The sequence below is a fragment of the Galbibacter orientalis DSM 19592 genome (genome assembly GCF_000260115.1).
In the GTDB taxonomy this organism is placed as follows: Bacteria; Bacteroidota; Bacteroidia; order Flavobacteriales; family Flavobacteriaceae; genus Galbibacter; species Galbibacter orientalis.
This window is the reverse complement of record NZ_JH651379.1, coordinates 1055228-1071182: the sequence shown is the minus strand read 5'-3', so window position 1 is coordinate 1071182 and position 15955 is coordinate 1055228. Positions and strand designations below refer to the sequence as shown.

18 protein-coding genes are annotated in these 15955 nt (G+C 31.7%); 11 read left to right on the top strand and 7 right to left on the bottom strand.

The features are described 5' to 3' along the window. Positions 1–90: 90 nt before the first annotated feature. Positions 91–1071 (bottom strand): ribonucleotide-diphosphate reductase subunit beta, encoded by a 981-nt coding sequence (locus JOOMADRAFT_RS04860; RefSeq protein ID WP_008611702.1) that lies wholly within the window; start codon positions 1069–1071, stop codon positions 91–93. A gap of 488 nt (positions 1072–1559) precedes the next feature. Beyond that, positions 1560–2129 (bottom strand): DUF3109 family protein, encoded by a 570-nt coding sequence (locus tag JOOMADRAFT_RS04855; protein ID WP_008611701.1) that lies wholly within the window; start codon positions 2127–2129, stop codon positions 1560–1562. A 125-nt stretch (positions 2130–2254) separates the two neighbouring features. Here JOOMADRAFT_RS04855 and JOOMADRAFT_RS04850 point away from each other — a divergent pair, with 125 nt between their 5' ends. The 5 genes from JOOMADRAFT_RS04850 to JOOMADRAFT_RS04830 all read left to right on the top strand — a co-directional run bounded on the left by JOOMADRAFT_RS04850 (position 2255) and on the right by JOOMADRAFT_RS04830 (position 6069). Then, entirely contained in the window at positions 2255–2827 is a 573-nt protein-coding gene (locus tag JOOMADRAFT_RS04850; protein WP_008611700.1) for a MarC family protein, read from the top strand. Positions 2828–2854: 27 nt separating this feature from the next. After that, complete coding sequence (locus tag JOOMADRAFT_RS04845) at positions 2855–3058, top strand: hypothetical protein (RefSeq protein WP_008611699.1); 204 nt, start codon at positions 2855–2857, stop codon at positions 3056–3058. Continuing rightward, the gene (locus JOOMADRAFT_RS04840) at positions 3058–3666 is read left to right on the top strand and encodes an FAD-dependent oxidoreductase (protein WP_008611698.1); all 609 of its coding nucleotides are present in this window, start codon (positions 3058–3060) and stop codon (positions 3664–3666) included. Before JOOMADRAFT_RS04845 ends, JOOMADRAFT_RS04840 begins: the two co-directional genes overlap by 1 nt. A gap of 186 nt (positions 3667–3852) precedes the next feature. Next, positions 3853–5280 (top strand): ATP-binding protein, encoded by a 1428-nt coding sequence (locus JOOMADRAFT_RS04835; RefSeq protein ID WP_040879545.1) that lies wholly within the window; start codon positions 3853–3855, stop codon positions 5278–5280. 12 nt (positions 5281–5292) lie between these two features. Next, on the top strand, positions 5293–6069 hold the full coding sequence (locus JOOMADRAFT_RS04830) for an enoyl-CoA hydratase/isomerase family protein (protein WP_008611696.1): 777 nt from the start codon (positions 5293–5295) through the stop codon (positions 6067–6069). A gap of 107 nt (positions 6070–6176) precedes the next feature. Here the strand turns inward: JOOMADRAFT_RS04830 and JOOMADRAFT_RS04825 are convergent, their stop codons facing one another. From JOOMADRAFT_RS04825 to JOOMADRAFT_RS04810, 4 genes are all read right to left on the bottom strand, one after another. After that, positions 6177–6833 carry an HD domain-containing protein gene (locus JOOMADRAFT_RS04825; RefSeq protein ID WP_008611695.1) on the bottom strand — a complete coding sequence of 219 codons (657 nt, stop codon included), beginning with the start codon at positions 6831–6833 and terminating at the stop codon, positions 6177–6179. 15 nt (positions 6834–6848) lie between these two features. Beyond that, positions 6849–7583, bottom strand: a complete 735-nt coding sequence (locus JOOMADRAFT_RS04820) for a lysophospholipid acyltransferase family protein (RefSeq protein WP_008611694.1) — start codon at positions 7581–7583, stop codon at positions 6849–6851. 143 nt (positions 7584–7726) lie between these two features. Continuing rightward, complete coding sequence (locus JOOMADRAFT_RS04815; protein WP_008611693.1) at positions 7727–8206, bottom strand: arsenate-mycothiol transferase ArsC; 480 nt, start codon at positions 8204–8206, stop codon at positions 7727–7729. Positions 8207–8254: 48 nt separating this feature from the next. Next, the gene (locus JOOMADRAFT_RS04810) at positions 8255–8665 is read right to left on the bottom strand and encodes a BrxA/BrxB family bacilliredoxin (RefSeq protein WP_008611692.1); all 411 of its coding nucleotides are present in this window, start codon (positions 8663–8665) and stop codon (positions 8255–8257) included. 273 nt (positions 8666–8938) lie between these two features. Here JOOMADRAFT_RS04810 and JOOMADRAFT_RS04805 point away from each other — a divergent pair, with 273 nt between their 5' ends. The 4 genes from JOOMADRAFT_RS04805 to JOOMADRAFT_RS04790 all read left to right on the top strand — a co-directional run bounded on the left by JOOMADRAFT_RS04805 (position 8939) and on the right by JOOMADRAFT_RS04790 (position 13173). Then, positions 8939–9667: a TerB family tellurite resistance protein gene (locus JOOMADRAFT_RS04805; protein WP_008611691.1), complete on the top strand. Its 729-nt coding sequence runs from the start codon at positions 8939–8941 to the stop codon at positions 9665–9667. Between the two features lie 422 nt (positions 9668–10089). Beyond that, a complete protein-coding gene (locus JOOMADRAFT_RS04800) occupies positions 10090–11259 on the top strand; it encodes a S41 family peptidase (RefSeq protein WP_008611690.1) in 1170 nt (389 codons plus the stop codon). 226 nt (positions 11260–11485) lie between these two features. Further along, entirely contained in the window at positions 11486–12625 is a 1140-nt protein-coding gene (locus JOOMADRAFT_RS04795) for a TlpA disulfide reductase family protein (RefSeq protein WP_008611688.1), read from the top strand. Between the two features lie 29 nt (positions 12626–12654). Continuing rightward, on the top strand, positions 12655–13173 hold the full coding sequence (locus JOOMADRAFT_RS04790) for a glycosyl-4,4'-diaponeurosporenoate acyltransferase CrtO family protein (RefSeq protein WP_008611687.1): 519 nt from the start codon (positions 12655–12657) through the stop codon (positions 13171–13173). Here JOOMADRAFT_RS04790 and JOOMADRAFT_RS04785 read toward each other — a convergent pair. Next, positions 13145–14269, bottom strand: coding sequence for a PepSY-associated TM helix domain-containing protein (locus JOOMADRAFT_RS04785; RefSeq protein WP_008611685.1), 1125 nt, complete (start codon positions 14267–14269; stop codon positions 13145–13147). The genes JOOMADRAFT_RS04790 and JOOMADRAFT_RS04785 overlap by 29 nt on opposite strands. Before the next feature lie 311 nt (positions 14270–14580). Here JOOMADRAFT_RS04785 and JOOMADRAFT_RS04780 point away from each other — a divergent pair, with 311 nt between their 5' ends. Together JOOMADRAFT_RS04780 and JOOMADRAFT_RS04775 are read left to right on the top strand one after the other, a co-directional pair. Beyond that, positions 14581–15168, top strand: a complete 588-nt coding sequence (locus JOOMADRAFT_RS04780) for a HupE/UreJ family protein (RefSeq protein ID WP_008611683.1) — start codon at positions 14581–14583, stop codon at positions 15166–15168. Positions 15169–15425: 257 nt separating this feature from the next. Beyond that, entirely contained in the window at positions 15426–15860 is a 435-nt protein-coding gene (locus JOOMADRAFT_RS04775) for a deoxycytidylate deaminase (RefSeq protein ID WP_008611682.1), read from the top strand. Positions 15861–15955 lie beyond the last annotated feature (95 nt).

Here is a 15955-nt window from a genome sequence, read left to right as displayed (position 1 = left end):
GGATAGTTAGTCCTGTTCAAGTTTTCCCAAGACTTGAACTAAGGTGTATTTTTTATTTACGGAGTTGCCTCCTATTAAATATATCGTTGTTTAAAAATCTGCGTCGAAGCTTATTTTCTGATCTTCGTCATCTTTGCTTAAAACTCCCGCTTTTTGGTATTCTGAAACTCTTTTTTCAAAGAAATTAGTTTTTCCTTGAAGCGAAATCATATCCATAAAATCAAAAGGATTGGTAGAATTATAAATTTTCTCACATTCCATTTCTACTAGAAGTCTATCGGTAACAAATTCCAAATACTGAGTCATTAATTTAGCATTCATTCCAATTAAACTTGCAGGGAGGGATTCGGTAATAAACTCTCTTTCGATGTCTAATGCTTCAACAATAATTTCTTTAATACGTTCCTTGCTTACTTTATTCTTCAAGTGTGTATTGTGAAGATGAACTGCAAAGTCGCAATGCATCCCTTCGTCACGAGAAATTAATTCGTTTGAAAATGTTAATCCTGGCATTAGACCACGTTTTTTCAACCAGAAAATAGAACAGAAAGCTCCAGAAAAGAAAATTCCCTCAACAGCAGCAAAGGCAATTAATCGTTCTGCAAAACTTGGAGACTCAATCCATTTTAAAGCCCAATCTGCTTTTTTCTTAATTGCAGGAAAGTTTTCAATTGCTTTAAAAAGTTGTCCTTTTTCTTTTTCATTCTTCACATAAGTGTCAATTAACAATGAATATGTTTCTGAATGAATATTTTCCATCATAATCTGGAAGCCATAAAAGAATTTAGCTTCAGAATATTGCACTTCATTTACAAAATTCTCTGCTAAATTTTCATTTACAATTCCATCTGATGCTGCAAAAAACGCTAGAATATGTTTTATAAAATAACGCTCATCATCATTTAACTTATTATTCCAATCTGTTAAATCTTGGTGTAAATCAATTTCCTCAGCAGTCCAAAAACATGCTTCTTGTTTTTTATACCATTCCCAGATATCGTGGTGTTGAATTGGAAAAATAACAAATCTGTCTTTGTTCTCTTGTAAAATTGGTTCTATAGCTGTTGACATTTCTTACTGATTTTAAGCGTTTTATTATTTGAAAATTTCTTGTGACCTGGGACTAACAAAGATTGAAAAATGACGGCGAAATTGAAAGGTTATTAACATTAATAATTTTAAAAGTTTTTAACATGCACTGTTGAAATGTATGTTAAGCGCTGATAAACAAAGGGATGTTAAGGCATTGTTAATCAATTTGTTGAAATAAGCATTTTTTAAACAAAAAACAACGTTAGAATATTTTGCAATGTTGCGATAATCAGCCAAAAACATTAAACCAATGACTTTCAGCAACATAAAAATAACGCTAGAGGTGCTGTAAAAAAAATTGAATTTTAAATACTTTTTCTGAAATAAAAATTATGAAAAAATATAATAGCCTGTTTAGAAAATGTAAGAAACTTTTTAAGTAATTAGTCAAAATATATTGTCTAAAATTAACCACCTCAAAATAAGCTAACAACAAAGTTCAGGAATTTAAAAATATCCACAAGAGATTAATGCCCCAAATCTTTGGCTACTTCTTCTAATTCTGAATACCATGCTTCTCCAAATTTTTCAATCAAAGCATCTTTTACAAATTTGTATACAGGCACTTGAAGTTCTTTTCCTAGAGAACAAGCATCATCACAAATATGCCATTTATGATAATTCACAGCAGCAAACTCTTGATATTGTTTTATTCTAACAGGATATAGATAGCAAGAAATTGGTTTTTTCCAAGAAACTTCTCCCGCATTATATGCCTGTTCAATACCGCACAAGGCAGTTCCATTGTCGGAAAAAGTAACATATGCACATTCACTTCCATTTACCAAAGGCGTTTCCCACTCTCCATCTTCCCCTTTTACAAAGGTTCCATCGCGCTCAATAGCTTCAATGCCTTCTTTGCGTAAAAAAGGTTTTACCTTAGGGAAAATCTCTTCTAAGATTTTCGTTTCCTCATCTTCTACTGGGGCTCCCGCCTCTCCATCTACACAACAAGCACCTTTGCAAGCCGACAGGTTGCATACAAAATCGTTCTCCAAAATCTCTTCGGATACTATGGTTTTTCCTAATTGAAACATGCTGCAAATATACCATTTTTGATGGGCTGAAAGTGTAAAAAAATTCGCTATTTTTTAATCTATTTTACCACTATAAATCAATTAGTTATTTATAGCTTTGCAGCGATTTTCAAAATCTGTAAGAAATGAATTTTAGCATCAAAGAAATAGCTACTGCCGGAATGATCCTTTTCGCAGTTATCGATATTGTTGGAAATGTGCCAATTATAGTAGACTTAAGGAATAAAGTAGGTCATATTCAATCTGAAAAAGCTTCTATTGTTGCTGCTGTTATTATGATTGCTTTCCTATTTATTGGAGAAGAGATTTTAAAACTTATTGGGATTGATGTCAATTCTTTTGCGGTAGCAGGTTCTTTTATCCTGTTCTTTTTAGCTATAGAAATGATTTTAGGAATCTCCCTTTATAAAGATGATGCTCCAGAAACTGCTTCTATTGTACCGCTAGCATTCCCTTTAATTGCTGGAGCTGGAACAATGACAACCTTATTATCTTTACGAGCAGAATACCATGTAGAAAATATTATTTTGGCTATTATTATCAATATAATTATAGTATATGCTGTGCTAAAATCTTCTAGCAGAATTGGAAAGATTCTAGGTAAATCTGGATTGGCTGTGATTCGTAAAATTTTTGGTGTAATTTTGCTAGCCATTTCTGTTAAGTTATTTGCTAGTAACGTAACAGGTTTATTTTAAATTAAAATATTTCAAATCTCACTTCGGATGAAAGCTTTAACAATTATACTTATTTTAGTTGCAGTAGCCATGATAGGGTTTAACGTAACAATGTTGGATCTAAATAATCCTTTTGCTGGAGATAGTCTTATTGCTGTAATTGGAATTATAGCTGCATTTTGCGCTATCCTACTATTAATGATTTTTTATCAGTCAAAAAAAATTCAGCAAAAAGTTAAAGAAAAAGAGTAATGTTAGACGCTTTAATTATTGGAGGTGGAGCTGCTGGAATGCAATGTGCGCTTGTACTGGGTTCTGCAAAAAAAGCCCCCTATGCAAAAGATAAAAAAGTAGGTATTGTAATGCATCAAAAAGCATCTCACCTACAATCGGCTTTGTTTAATAATGTTTTAGGTATTGCACCAGGAACTACAGGAGCACAAATTTTAAAGGAAGGTAAAGAACAACTTGCTAATTTATACCCAGAAGTTCTTCAAATTGAAAATGAAAAAGTTCTTTCTGTTGAAGAAAAAAAAGGGATTTATACCGTTATTACCAATAAAAAAAGTTACGAAGCTAAGATTATAGTAGTTGCATTGGGATATACCGATATGTTTGACATAGATGGTTTGAAACACTACATAGAACCACATGCTTTAAGTCCTGCTGATAAAAATAGAATCCAACTTAAAAACAACAATCATTTAATTACAGAAGGATTGTATGTAGCTGGAACGCTAGCTGGTGGGCGCAGTCAGTTTACTATTGCCGCAGGAAGTGGCGCTCAAGTAGGTACCGATATTTTAACTGTTTGGAACGGCGGAAAGCACACTAAAGTACACGATAAAATAGCAGAATAAACGCTTCATTTTTAAAACTTCAGCAATAAAACAAAAGACACGCTTTACAAGGGCTATTTCTTGGCGTAATTATTGTTATATTTAGGGTGAAATTAGTTTCAGTAATTGCATTTTTAAACTAATCCATGAGGAAAAATTTAGTCTGTGTACAATAAATTATCGCTTCGTACTCGCATTTTTATCACTATGATTTTTATAGTGATTTTAGCTTCTGTACTCATTGCAGGGGTAACAATATTTCAGTACAAAGATCAGGCAGAAGATTACCACAAAGAATACCTCCAACGTAAAGAAGACCAACTTAACGCTCAAATTGATTATATCTTAAAAAATACCACTTGGGAAGTAAAGACGGAGAATTTAAAGTATATTTTAGAGTACAAACATGCTATTTACGAGGCGTCTGATGTATTAGATATTAATTTTAATGTATACGATCTCGAAGGAAATCTCATTATAAGTTCCAAGCCTAGAATTGAAGCAGCCAATGATTATGGCAAGCTAGACCAAGCAATAATTCATGGTTTATCATCGAGTATAACCAAACGATATGTAGAAAAAACAAAAGCTGCGGGAGACAGATTTCAATCGTCTTACAGCTATATTTTAGATCCTAAATTCAAACCTATCGGAATTCTCCACATTCCCTATTACGAGGACGACACCTTTAATACCGATGAGTTAAAAGAATTCTTACTTCGCTTAGCTGCTGTCTATATTTTATTGTTGGTTTTGGCAGTTATGCTAGCCTATATTATTTCAAAATATATTACCCGTTCCTTAAAAGCTATTAGTGAGAAATTATATCAAACTAGACTTAGCAGACGTAATCAAAAAATTTATTTGGACGACCCAAGTGAAGAAATCGGCGCCTTAGTAGATGCTTATAATGGCATGATTGACGAGTTGGAAAATAGCGCCACTCTTTTGGCAAAAAGCGAAAGAGAGCAAGCTTGGCGAGAAATGGCTAAACAAGTAGCGCACGAAATTAAAAATCCGCTTACTCCAATGCGATTAAGTGTCCAGAGTTTCCAACGTAAATTTGACCCCAACGATGAAAATGCAAAACATAAAATAGAAGAATTCTCCAAAACCCTTATTCAGCAAATCGATACTATGAGCAATATTGCTTCTGCTTTTGGAAGTTTTGCAAATATGCCAGCCCAACAAAATGAAACCCTCAACGTTATTGAAGTGGTTAGACTTTCTGTAGATATTTTTAATGAAGACTATATAAGTTTTATTGCTGATGAAAAAGAAATTACTGCCAAACTAGACCGTACACAACTCATAAGAGTTATTACCAATTTAGTTAAAAATGCTATTCAAGCAATTCCAGAAGACAGAGAAGGTAAAATTGTTGTAAACGTATATTCTGAAAAAGATACTATAAAAATTTCTATTGCCGATAATGGGATTGGGATTGCTGAAGAAAATCAAGAAAAAATATTCGAACCTAAATTTACTACCAAAACTAGCGGTATGGGATTAGGTTTAGGTATGGTAAAAAATATTGTAGAAACGTATAACGGACATATATGTATGTCGTCTGTTTTAGATAAAGGCACTGTTTTTACAGTTTCTTTTCCTAAATTTAAGTCGCATTCTGAATAAAAAAAAACAGCTATGGATTTTGAAAACATTTTGATTGAAATTGAAGACCAAATTGGTTTAATTACCATCAACAGACCAAAAAAACTAAATGCATTAAATAAAGCTACTATTGAAGAACTCCATCATGCATTTAAAGATTTAGATGAAGATGAAGACGTACGAGTAATTATTATTACTGGTGCTGGAGAAAAAGCTTTTGTTGCAGGTGCAGATATTGCCGAGTTTGCTAATTATTCGGTTTACGAAGGCTCTCAACTTGCCGCTAAAGGACAAGAATTGCTATTCAATCAGGTAGAAAGAATGCAAACTCCAGTAATTGCTGCCATTAATGGTTTTGCCTTAGGAGGCGGATTAGAATTGGCTATGGCATGCCATTTTAGAATAGCAAGCGATCATGCACGTATGGGATTGCCAGAAACCTCTTTAGGAGTAATTCCAGGATATGGAGGTACACAACGCCTTCCTCAACTAGTTGGAAAAGGACGTGCCATGGAAATGATTTTAACCGCAGGCATGATTGGCACAGAACAAGCGTTAATGTCTGGATTAATTAACCAAATGGTGGCGCAAGAACTCCTAATTCCTTGTTGTAAAAAAATAGCTACAAAAATTATAAACAATTCTCCCGTAGCTATTGCAGCTGCTATTAATTCTATAAATGCTGGCTACAACAACAATGGTTACAAAAAAGAAATAGAATCGTTTGGAGAATGTTTTGGAACTGACGATTTCAAAGAAGGAACTACCGCTTTTTTAGAAAAAAGAAAAGCAAACTTCCCTGGAAAATAATAATATTTGTCTTTAGGAGCAAAGTCGAAATAAATTTATCGACTTTGCTCTTTTAGATAAAACACTCCCATAAATCACTAAATATTTATGGATAAGTGTAGATCGAACTAAACAACACCATTTACTTCATCGTAAAATTGCTTTAAAAACGTTTCCATGTAGTCATGGCGCTTTTGAGCTAATTTTTTTCCCGATTTGGTATTCATTTTATCCTTTAGCAATAAAAGCTTTTCATAGAAATGGTTAATCGTTGGAGCGTCATTTTTTTTGTACTCCTCTCTAGTCATATTCAACTTTGGAGGAATGGCAGGATCATATAGTTTACGGTTTTTAAATCCTCCATAGTTAAAACATCTGGCAATACCAATAGCACCTATAGCATCCAATCTATCTGCATCTTGGACAATATCTAACTCCAAAGAGTTGAATTTCTGCTCAAAATTACCTCCCTTAAAAGATATATTTTCGATAATATTAATTACATGTTCAATTATAGCTTCCTCCACATTAATACTTTTCAAGAATGTACTTGCTATTTTAGGTCCTACTGTTTCATCCCCATTGTAAAATTTAGCATCGGCAATGTCGTGCAATAAAGCACCAAGCCCCACCACTAGAGGATCTGCTTTAGTCTCATCTTTAGCTATTAAAAGTGAATTTTTAAAAACTCTTTGAATATGAAACCAATCGTGTCCGCCTTCAGCATCTTTCAAGGTTTCTTTTACAAAAGCAATAGTCTGCTCTATTACATCGGTATTTTTCATTAAACGAGTTCCTTATTAATAATTAATATTACTACTAATTGTGGTTTCTATTTTAGCGATAAGTTCTTCCAACGGAAGGTCTCTAGCTCCCATTGGCTCATGCACATCAAAAGTTAAATGCGCCCCTATCCCCATTGGGAATTTTCCATAACGAAGGGTTTTCCATGAATTATTTATAGAAATAGGCACAACTTGAGCATCGGGTAGTTTTTTCAATAATATTTTTAATCCGCCCGTTTGAAAAGGCTTAGGCTTCCCATCTCTACTACGGGTTCCTTCAGGAAATATAACTACCGAACGGTTATTCTCCTTTGCGTAATTAGCAAGGTTAATAATGGCTTTTAAGGCTTGATCTCTATCTTTTCTGTCGATTAAAGCAGAACCACCATGTCTCAAATTATATGAAATACTAGGAATCCCTTTCCCTAGTTCTTTTTTACTGATAAACTTTGGGTGATGATTACGCATATTCCAAATAATAGGAGATATATCATACATACTTTGATGATTGGCAACAACAATACAAGGTTTATCGGTAGCTATTTTATACTTATTTCTAAAGCTCACTCTATTTCCTAAAAGCAAGAGCGAATATGTTAAACAGTAATTAAGGGCATCAACGCTTTTTTTATGGGCTTGGTATCCAAAAACATTAAAACAAAACCATTGGATTGGATGAAAAATCACCAATATAAGTCCGAAGAAAATAAAATAGATAACTGTAAGTGGATATGCTAAAATCTTTCTCATTCTAATTTTCAGAAATAATTATTCTTTCACTAAGTTCCCGAAGAATCTCGAGAATATATTATAAAATTTTGCTTGATATACTAAGTTACAACTTCAATACAGTCTTAAATTAATTATACGCTATCCGAGTTGTAAAACCTCAACTATTCTTTTTTTAAATGCGCTACAAAATTACGAACTTTTCCTTCTAATTTTGGCAATACTTGCGCTGGAGCTTCTATATAATCGTCGGCAAACGACCAATACTCTATGTTATCCTCCGCTGCCGGAAAATACGTTTTCATTAAAGCACGATGTTCTTTTTCATCCATTGCAATAATTTGGTGGTAATACTCAAAATCATCACTTGAAACTGGAATTGGCATTCTAAGATGTCCCGATATATTTATATCAAGAGTAGTTAAATAATCTTCAGTATACACAGAAAGTGGCCCTTTATTTCGTTTTGATAAACGTAAGCCTTTAGAGAACGCTTTGTAAGGCAACTCTTGTTTTTCCGCTAAATAGTTAAATAGAATTTCTGCAAACCTACTCCGATAGTAATTTCCTGTACATAGAAACAGTATTCTTTTTTCCACAACATTAGGCTTAAAGTGTTCAGCAAAAATAAAAAAACCACGCATAAACGTGGTCTTTTAAAGTCTTAAATTACTTAAAACATTTGCTATAATTTAGCAGTGCTCATTATACGCTTCTGTAAGATTGTCTGCAATAATTTCTGCAGGACGCCCTTCAATATGGTGTCTTTCTAACATATGCACTAATTCTCCATCTTTAAACAACGCCATACATGGTGAAGACGGAGGAAATGGTAACATATAACCTCTTGCTTGATCTGTTGCTTCTTTATCAAAACCTGCAAAAACAGTATATAAATTATCTGGAGTTTTAGCATTTTTCAAACTCATTTTAGCACCTGGTCTTGCATTGGCAGCCGCACAACCACAAACCGAATTTACTACAACAAGTGTAGTCCCCTTTTTGTCCATGGCAGCATCTACATCTGCAGGAGTGTGCAACTCTTCAAAACCTGCTACAACTAGGTCTTCTTTCATTGGTTTTACTAATTCTGCTGGATACATAATCGCTATATTTTTAAATTTTTATTTCAGTTATAATTCTTTGTCGCAAAGATAAATAAAAACATACACTTTGCGCCCCATTCAGTAAAAAAGGAATTTACTTACAATTACAATCTACTATCTTGAGGTATCCACTTAAAAAATTCGAAGGAAACTGCTTAATTCTTCAAACTACAAAGCCGATTCTTTACTTAAAAACAAATTAAACTTATATTTGAACTTTCTATTAAATACCTCTGTGTATTTATTGATAATTAAGACAAAAAACAACATATGTTTAAATGGATTCTTGCCTTTGGTGGATACTTTTTTTTGAGATTCCCTGGAGCTATTATTGGTTTTATTATAGGAAGTGTAATTGACAGTTTTAAAAATGGAGGCATTAATGTAGAAACTGTTTTTAATGATAGAAAAGAAGTTTCTCCGGCCGATTTTGAACTTAATTTACTCTCCCTGTGTTCTATTGTAATTAAAGCCGATGGCAAAGTAAATGAAAATGAACTGCAATATGTGCGTTCTTATTTTGTTACCACCTACGGAAAAGATAAAGCCAATGCTGTTTTTAGAACTTTTAATGAAGTAGTTAAAAAAAGAGAGATTTCTGCGGAACGTATTTGTGCATACCTCAACCAACGTACTCGTTACGAAACTCGCGTACAATTAATTCATTTTCTCTTCGGAATTGCTAAAGCAGACGGTGCAGTAACGCAATCTGAAACTTTAAAAATTAGAGAAATTGCTGGTTATTTAAAAGTCCATTATCGCGATTTTGAAAGTATTATGGCAATGTTTATAGAAGCGGCAGATAATGCCTATAAAATCCTAGAAGTTAGTCCAAATGCTAGCGATGCAGATGTAAAATCTGCCTACCGACAAATGGTAAAAAAATACCATCCAGACAAAGTTCGAAGCAACGACCAAGCTATTAAAAAAGGTGCCGAAGAAAAGTTCAAAGAAGTACAACGTGCTTATGAGCAGATTCAGAAAGAAAGGGGGATTTAGGTAGTTAATTGTTAAAAAATTTATTTTTCTTAACTCATTAACTTTTTACTTTACAAACTTTAAGCTCAAAGATGCAAAGGGGCAGAGGGACAGAGGCGCAAAGTTATGAATCTGTCAATTTGAAGATGTGAAAAAGTCAGAAGACCGAAGTCGGGAGTCGGGTGTGCTCAATTAGCAGTTTTTTTCTTTTTAACAGCATAACTTTTTACTACAGACTTCGCACTCCTTACCCTTTCTACTTTACAAACTTTCAACCTTACAAACTACTTTAAAATCTTTTATCTGTTATCTTTTCTCTCATACCTTCATTCATAACTCTAATTTTCTATTCTATAACTATTTGCTAAATTAGATGCTTAAACTCGTAATTAAGTCTGCTCTTAAATGTTAACCCCTATCAGAAAAATTTTGAAAACACTTATATGATTAAAAAGAATTTACCACTTTTATTATTCCTTATAATAAGTCTAGTTTACAGTCAAGGGCAAGATTGTAATTGCATTGATGAACTTGACACCATGTCCAAGCTTATTAAAAACTCCAAAAGTTATAAAACACAAATTAAAAAAGAAGCTAGAGAATCGGATTTCAATGTATGGAAAGAAGAAATTAAACGCGAAATAGCAAACGATAGTTTGAGTAAGTTCTTTTGTGTTGGCTATTTACAAAAGTATATTTCCTTTATTGAGGACAAACATAATCAGGTTTATTTCATCCCAGATAATATTACTGAAAATGTACCTACGTATTCAAAAGAAATCGATACTACACTAAAAAGTACAGATCAAGTTTCGGGGATTTATTATGCTGGAAGTGATAAAGTTTTAGTGCAAAAAGAAAATGATACTATTTGGTATGGAATTACACTAAAGTCGGATTCAAAGGAGTGGAAAAAAGGAAAAATAAGACTCCGAATTGAAAAAACAGCCAATAATAATTTCGAGATTTTCGAATATTTTCAAAATGGCTTGTTATTCTATCAAAAAAACATTGAAATCTTAAATGGCAGAATTCATTCAACGTTTTGGAACAAGAGTAATAATTACTTTTTCAACAAGAATTTTAAAGATAATTTTACCTATAAATCAATAAACTCTTCCTTTGATTACGTTGGAATCAAGACTTTAAGAAGAACTAGTAGTTTAATGAAAGAAGCTGCTACTTTTTACGAAAATAACTTAGAAAAATTAACTAGAGAAAATCTTATAATTGATTTAAGAAACAATGGTGGCGGCTCTATAAATCAACTAAAACCATTAATTAAATCCTTAAAAAGAAACAAAACAATCCGAAAAATATACGTTTTAATAAATTTCAAAACTGGGAGCTCTGCAGAATTAGCCACCTTGGCTTTAAAAGAAGACAAAAGAACTATTATAGCAGGAGAAAATTCAAGAGGAATGGTTGCATATGGATATGGAAATAATTCATTTTCAGCTAAAACAAATTGTTTAAAATATAACGTTGTGTTATCTACAAAACGTTCTGGTAAGTATGGCAGATATGAAAATATTGGAATAAAACCCAATTTTGAATTAGACAACAAATCGGACTGGATAGATCAAATAGTAAAAGAAGAAATTGCAAAATAACAACCGTAGCCAGCGTGAACAAGATACTATATAAAGACTAAGCTTAGTTTCTCATAAGTTATTGTTCTTCTTCAATTTTAATATCTTTAAAAACACTTAATTGAGAAAGAAATTATATGTAATTTCCTCTTTTAGATTTTTTCTGATTTGATAAGTAATTCAAGTTCCACGGAATATTACTGTTTTATTTGAAAAATTCACAATACAAAAAACCATCCGATTTAAAATGAAAAAAATTCTTTTCTTAACAATTTCAAGCCTCATAATTTTCTTTACATCTTGCCAAAAATCTAACGATAGTTTTAAAATTTCAGCTAAGCTTGAAGGTTTTCCAGAAAATTCAAAAGTAAAAATCACAGATACAAGTACAGGTAAGGTTCTAGACTCAACAACATTAAGAGAAAATCAGTTTACTTCTATAGGATTTATAGCAGAATCCCCTACTACTATCAATATTCAAATTAAGTCAAATTCAAACGACTTTAGCAGCACCTTTATTTTTATTGGTAATGAAGATGTGAAAATTTCTGGTAGTAAGAAAGATTTTCCAGATGCCTTAACTATAACTGGTTCAAAATATCAAAAATATAAATCTATCCTTGATAGTCAAACTGGGGCTTTGAATAAAGAGCGAAACAAAAAATTACAAAAAATGTTTACCTTAAGACAAGAAGGAAAATGGAATGATAGTTTACAAAATGCATATTGGTCGAGAGAAAACGGGATTATTACCAAAATTGACAACCAAACAGATCAAATAAGGAAGAAATTTATCGAGGATAATATAAATTCAGATTATGCTCTTACAGAGCTTATTACTTATAAGACTTATTATTCTAAAAAATTTATAGAAAATCAAATCGCAAAACTTACTTCTGATTATAAAAACTCAAAATATCTCAAAGTCTTAAAAACCTATTTAGAAAACAAACCGTTAGAAAAAGGAGATAAATTTTATGATTTCACTGCAGAGAATCAGAATGGAAAACAAGTTCCTTTTTCAGAATTTTTCAAAAATAAATATGTTCTTTTAGAATTCTCTTCTAATTATTGCGGCTGGTGCTTCAAAGCGCTCCCAGAAATCAAAAAACTTTCAAAAGAACAAAGTGATAGTTTAGAAATTATAACGGTAAACATTGATAATGACAAAAAGGATTGGATTGATAAATACAAATCTAATAACCTAACATGGAATAGCTTATATGCCAAAAATGGGAGGTATAGTAATGTCTATACAAAATATCATGTTTATGGAACACCAACATACTATTTATTTGATCAGAATGGAACAGTTGTAGAAAAGTGGGATGGTTATAATGATGAATTGATAGATGAAATTAAAATGCAAGTAAAAAATGGAAATTAATCTAAGTTATAATTAACTCATAAAAACTCATGATAAAGTATTTAGTATTTGGAATATCAATATCATTTATATCATGGATAGTTGGAATGCTATTTAATAGCATCCTGGTAAAAACTGAATTCTATAAAAAAATATCAAATTTCAATTTTATTGAAAGTGAAACTCTGAATAATAACATTGGACTATCATATTTCAAATGGATTGTAAAAAACACCCTTTTTAAGTTCTTCAATCAGAAAATTACATTGAAAAATAAAAAAATGAATTTAAGAGAAGTCCGTAAAGAAATGACTATAGCAGAAATAAGTCACTTAATAGCATTTATTTTTGTTTCAATTATTGCCATTTATAAAGGCTTTACCCAAAGTTTCTTATTAGGACTAATCATTATGCTTGTGAATCTTTTAATGAATTTATACCCTTCATTATTACAACAAGAAAATAAAAGACGAATTGATAAACTCATTAAAAAACAAGTAAAACCGATGGCTAGTACTGGTAGCTTTGTATTGGTATTAATTACTTTTTCTTTTTCTTCATTTTATTAATCCATATTAAAGTTCCTGTAATGGGTAAGCTTGTGGCTATTAAACAGGCTAAAAAATAGATTATTTTAGAAAACATTCCAAAAATTTCTCCTGTATGCAGTGGCTTAATTAGGCTGGCTATTCTAACATTTAAAGGCTTGTTATTAAAATATTCTTTGTTCAACACATTTCCGTACACATCTAATGTTAAAACATCTGAAGTAACAGGAGAAAAAGATGTTGCATTGTTTTTACTTATATTGTAAAACTCACTTCTTTCATTCGGAAAAGAAATACGGGTGTCCCCTTCATAGTCAAACTCTTGTTGAGAAATAGCAATTGCTTCTTCTAAGGAAATAGTTGCTCCATCACTGGCTTTTGCTTCTAATTTTGGTCCTCCCCCACGATTAAAAATCTTGGCTCCAATTAAATTCCCTAAACCTTCTCGATACCCTTCAAACGACCAACAAAGTCCTGTTAGCCCCATAATTACTATAAAAATACAAGCGTAAAACCCTAATGTATTGTGTAAATCATGGTTGACACGTTTCCAATTCGCATTCATTTTAATTTTAAAACCACTTTTCATGTTTTTCCATTTTACTTTTTTAGGAAACCAAAGCACAATTCCAGTAACAGAAAGTATTAAAAATATAATGGTAGCAATTCCAACAATAGGTCTTCCAATGGGTACATCGAGCATAATCCAACGATGCATTCTAAACATAAACATCATAAAACCATCGGCACTAGATTTTGGTGCTTTTAGAATTTCAGCGGTATAAGGATTTACATAAAATGCAGTTCCTCTTCGATCTTTTGGACTTGTTTTTATGGTAAAAATATATGGTTCCTTAGCATTAGAAGGAAGTGTAACACGACTAAGTTCTCCATCTACATTATTTTTTACTAAAGAAGTTAACTCGGTAATAGATTTTACATTTTCGGTAGGAGTAACTACCATTTTTTCAGTAAATAAATCTTTGATTTCATGCTCAAAAGCTAAAAAAGTTCCGCTAAAGCATACCAAAAAAAGTACAATTCCACTTCCTATCCCTAACCAAAGATGTACATCGTTTATAAACTTTCTAAAGCCGTAAGTTTTCTTTTTTGCCATTTTATTTCTTTTATGAGTAATAACTTAGAAAGCGACCTTATAAACTTTCATTTACAAAGTCGCTAAACAAGCTAAAAATATGAGTCCTATTAAAAAGGAATTATCCTAAATAAAAAGCAAATATAAAATCATAGTATATCATCTGCAATTTTATTTAGACTAAATTTAAATAAATTATTTTATCTAACTGAAAAGCTTTAGTATGTAGAAATTTATAACACTTAAAAGGATATTATATCAAAGGATTTTTTAAAAAATGAATTCCATTTATAAAATAATAGTAAATTTGAAAAACCCTTTAATTACAATCTATGGATCAATTTTGGTTCTATTTTAAACTTGGACTTAACCATGTACTGGATATAAACGCATACGATCATATCCTGTTTTTTATAGCCTTAACAGTGCCTTATACCTTTTCCAATTGGAAAAAAATATTATGGTTAGTAACAATGTTTACTGTAGGCCATACCGTTTCGCTAATCCTAGCAACCTATGGCGTAGTATCTGTAAGTTCTAATTTAATAGAATGTTTAATTCCTGTAACTATATTTGTAACAGCCGTATTTAATATTTTTACTGCTGGGAAGGGAGCAAGAAAAGAAAAATTTGGTCTTACTTTTTTTACTACATTATTCTTCGGATTGATTCACGGATTAGGATTTTCTACTTATTTTAAACAAATTGTAGCCAGTTCTTCTAATAAAATGATTCCGCTTTTGGAATTTGCTTTAGGAATTGAAGCTTCTCAAATTATTGTAGTTTTAATTGTATTGATATTAGGATTTATCTGTCAGTCTATCTTCAGATTCAATAAACGAGATTGGATTATGGTAATCTCTTCTATCGTTGTTGGGTTTGTTATTCCGATGCTAATAAACTCATGTGCTTTCAGTTAAAGAAACTTCACATCTATTTTATAGGATAAAATTAACTTCTTTGTTATTGTAATTAAACAACAAAGCCTTTATCTTCGTTTCGAAATAAAAGGCTATATAAAAAAGTAGTTTCCTATTAACTCATAACTATTAGCGCTTAATTTAATAGAAATGTACTATATTAATACATTAAGTTGCTCATAATGGTTGGCACTATGTATATACCTTAATCTTGAATTATTTATCCCTCTTAAAATAGAGGTAATGACTGCAAAAGAATGGCTCAAAAAAAGCAAGCAAGATATGACCGTGCCTACTTAAGAATGGCTCAAGAATGGGGAAAACTATCTCATTGTAAACGAAAACAAGTTGGCGCAATTATTGTAAAGGATAGAATGATAATTTCTGATGGCTATAACGGAACACCAACAGGATTTGAAAATGAATGCGAAAATGAAGAACATTTTACAAAATGGTACGTTTTACATGCAGAAGCCAATGCTATTTTAAAAGTAGCCTCGTCTACACAATCTTGCAAAGGAGCTACGTTATATATAACACTTTCTCCTTGTAAAGAATGTAGCAAATTAGTGCATCAAGCTGGAATTAAAAGGGTAGTTTATACTCGTGCTTATAAAGATGATGAAGGCTTGTTATTTTTAGAAAGAGCAGGAGTAGAATTGGTTCATCTTGAAAATTTAGAAGAAGAATAAGTTTTTATTAAAAGCCTTTTAATTATTAATAAAATTCGTTCGCACCTGCTCATAACATTAGGCATGTGTTCGAACATAAACCCTCACTGAGTGAG

What these genes read in the sequence shown, in the direction of transcription:
- JOOMADRAFT_RS04790 (WP_008611687.1), top strand. Translation starts at nt 12,655, where the DNA reads ATGATAAAGTATTTAGTATTTGGAATATCAATATCATTTATATCATGG.
- JOOMADRAFT_RS04800 (WP_008611690.1), top strand. Translation starts at nt 10,090, where the DNA reads ATGATTAAAAAGAATTTACCACTTTTATTATTCCTTATAATAAGTCTA.
- JOOMADRAFT_RS04785 (WP_008611685.1), bottom strand. Translation starts at nt 14,269, where the DNA reads ATGGCAAAAAAGAAAACTTACGGCTTTAGAAAGTTTATAAACGATGTA.
- JOOMADRAFT_RS04835 (WP_040879545.1), top strand. Translation starts at nt 3,853, where the DNA reads ATGATTTTTATAGTGATTTTAGCTTCTGTACTCATTGCAGGGGTAACA.
- JOOMADRAFT_RS04810 (WP_008611692.1), bottom strand. Translation starts at nt 8,665, where the DNA reads ATGTATCCAGCAGAATTAGTAAAACCAATGAAAGAAGACCTAGTTGTA.
- JOOMADRAFT_RS04855 (WP_008611701.1), bottom strand. Translation starts at nt 2,129, where the DNA reads ATGTTTCAATTAGGAAAAACCATAGTATCCGAAGAGATTTTGGAGAAC.
- JOOMADRAFT_RS04805 (WP_008611691.1), top strand. Translation starts at nt 8,939, where the DNA reads ATGTTTAAATGGATTCTTGCCTTTGGTGGATACTTTTTTTTGAGATTC.
- JOOMADRAFT_RS04830 (WP_008611696.1), top strand. Translation starts at nt 5,293, where the DNA reads ATGGATTTTGAAAACATTTTGATTGAAATTGAAGACCAAATTGGTTTA.
- JOOMADRAFT_RS04825 (WP_008611695.1), bottom strand. Translation starts at nt 6,833, where the DNA reads ATGAAAAATACCGATGTAATAGAGCAGACTATTGCTTTTGTAAAAGAA.
- JOOMADRAFT_RS04845 (WP_008611699.1), top strand. Translation starts at nt 2,855, where the DNA reads ATGAAAGCTTTAACAATTATACTTATTTTAGTTGCAGTAGCCATGATA.
- JOOMADRAFT_RS04795 (WP_008611688.1), top strand. Translation starts at nt 11,486, where the DNA reads ATGAAAAAAATTCTTTTCTTAACAATTTCAAGCCTCATAATTTTCTTT.
- JOOMADRAFT_RS04860 (WP_008611702.1), bottom strand. Translation starts at nt 1,071, where the DNA reads ATGTCAACAGCTATAGAACCAATTTTACAAGAGAACAAAGACAGATTT.
- JOOMADRAFT_RS04780 (WP_008611683.1), top strand. Translation starts at nt 14,581, where the DNA reads ATGGATCAATTTTGGTTCTATTTTAAACTTGGACTTAACCATGTACTG.
- JOOMADRAFT_RS04815 (WP_008611693.1), bottom strand. Translation starts at nt 8,206, where the DNA reads ATGCGTGGTTTTTTTATTTTTGCTGAACACTTTAAGCCTAATGTTGTG.
- JOOMADRAFT_RS04820 (WP_008611694.1), bottom strand. Translation starts at nt 7,583, where the DNA reads ATGAGAAAGATTTTAGCATATCCACTTACAGTTATCTATTTTATTTTC.
- JOOMADRAFT_RS04840 (WP_008611698.1), top strand. Translation starts at nt 3,058, where the DNA reads ATGTTAGACGCTTTAATTATTGGAGGTGGAGCTGCTGGAATGCAATGT.
- JOOMADRAFT_RS04775 (WP_008611682.1), top strand. Translation starts at nt 15,426, where the DNA reads ATGGCTCAAAAAAAGCAAGCAAGATATGACCGTGCCTACTTAAGAATG.
- JOOMADRAFT_RS04850 (WP_008611700.1), top strand. Translation starts at nt 2,255, where the DNA reads ATGAATTTTAGCATCAAAGAAATAGCTACTGCCGGAATGATCCTTTTC.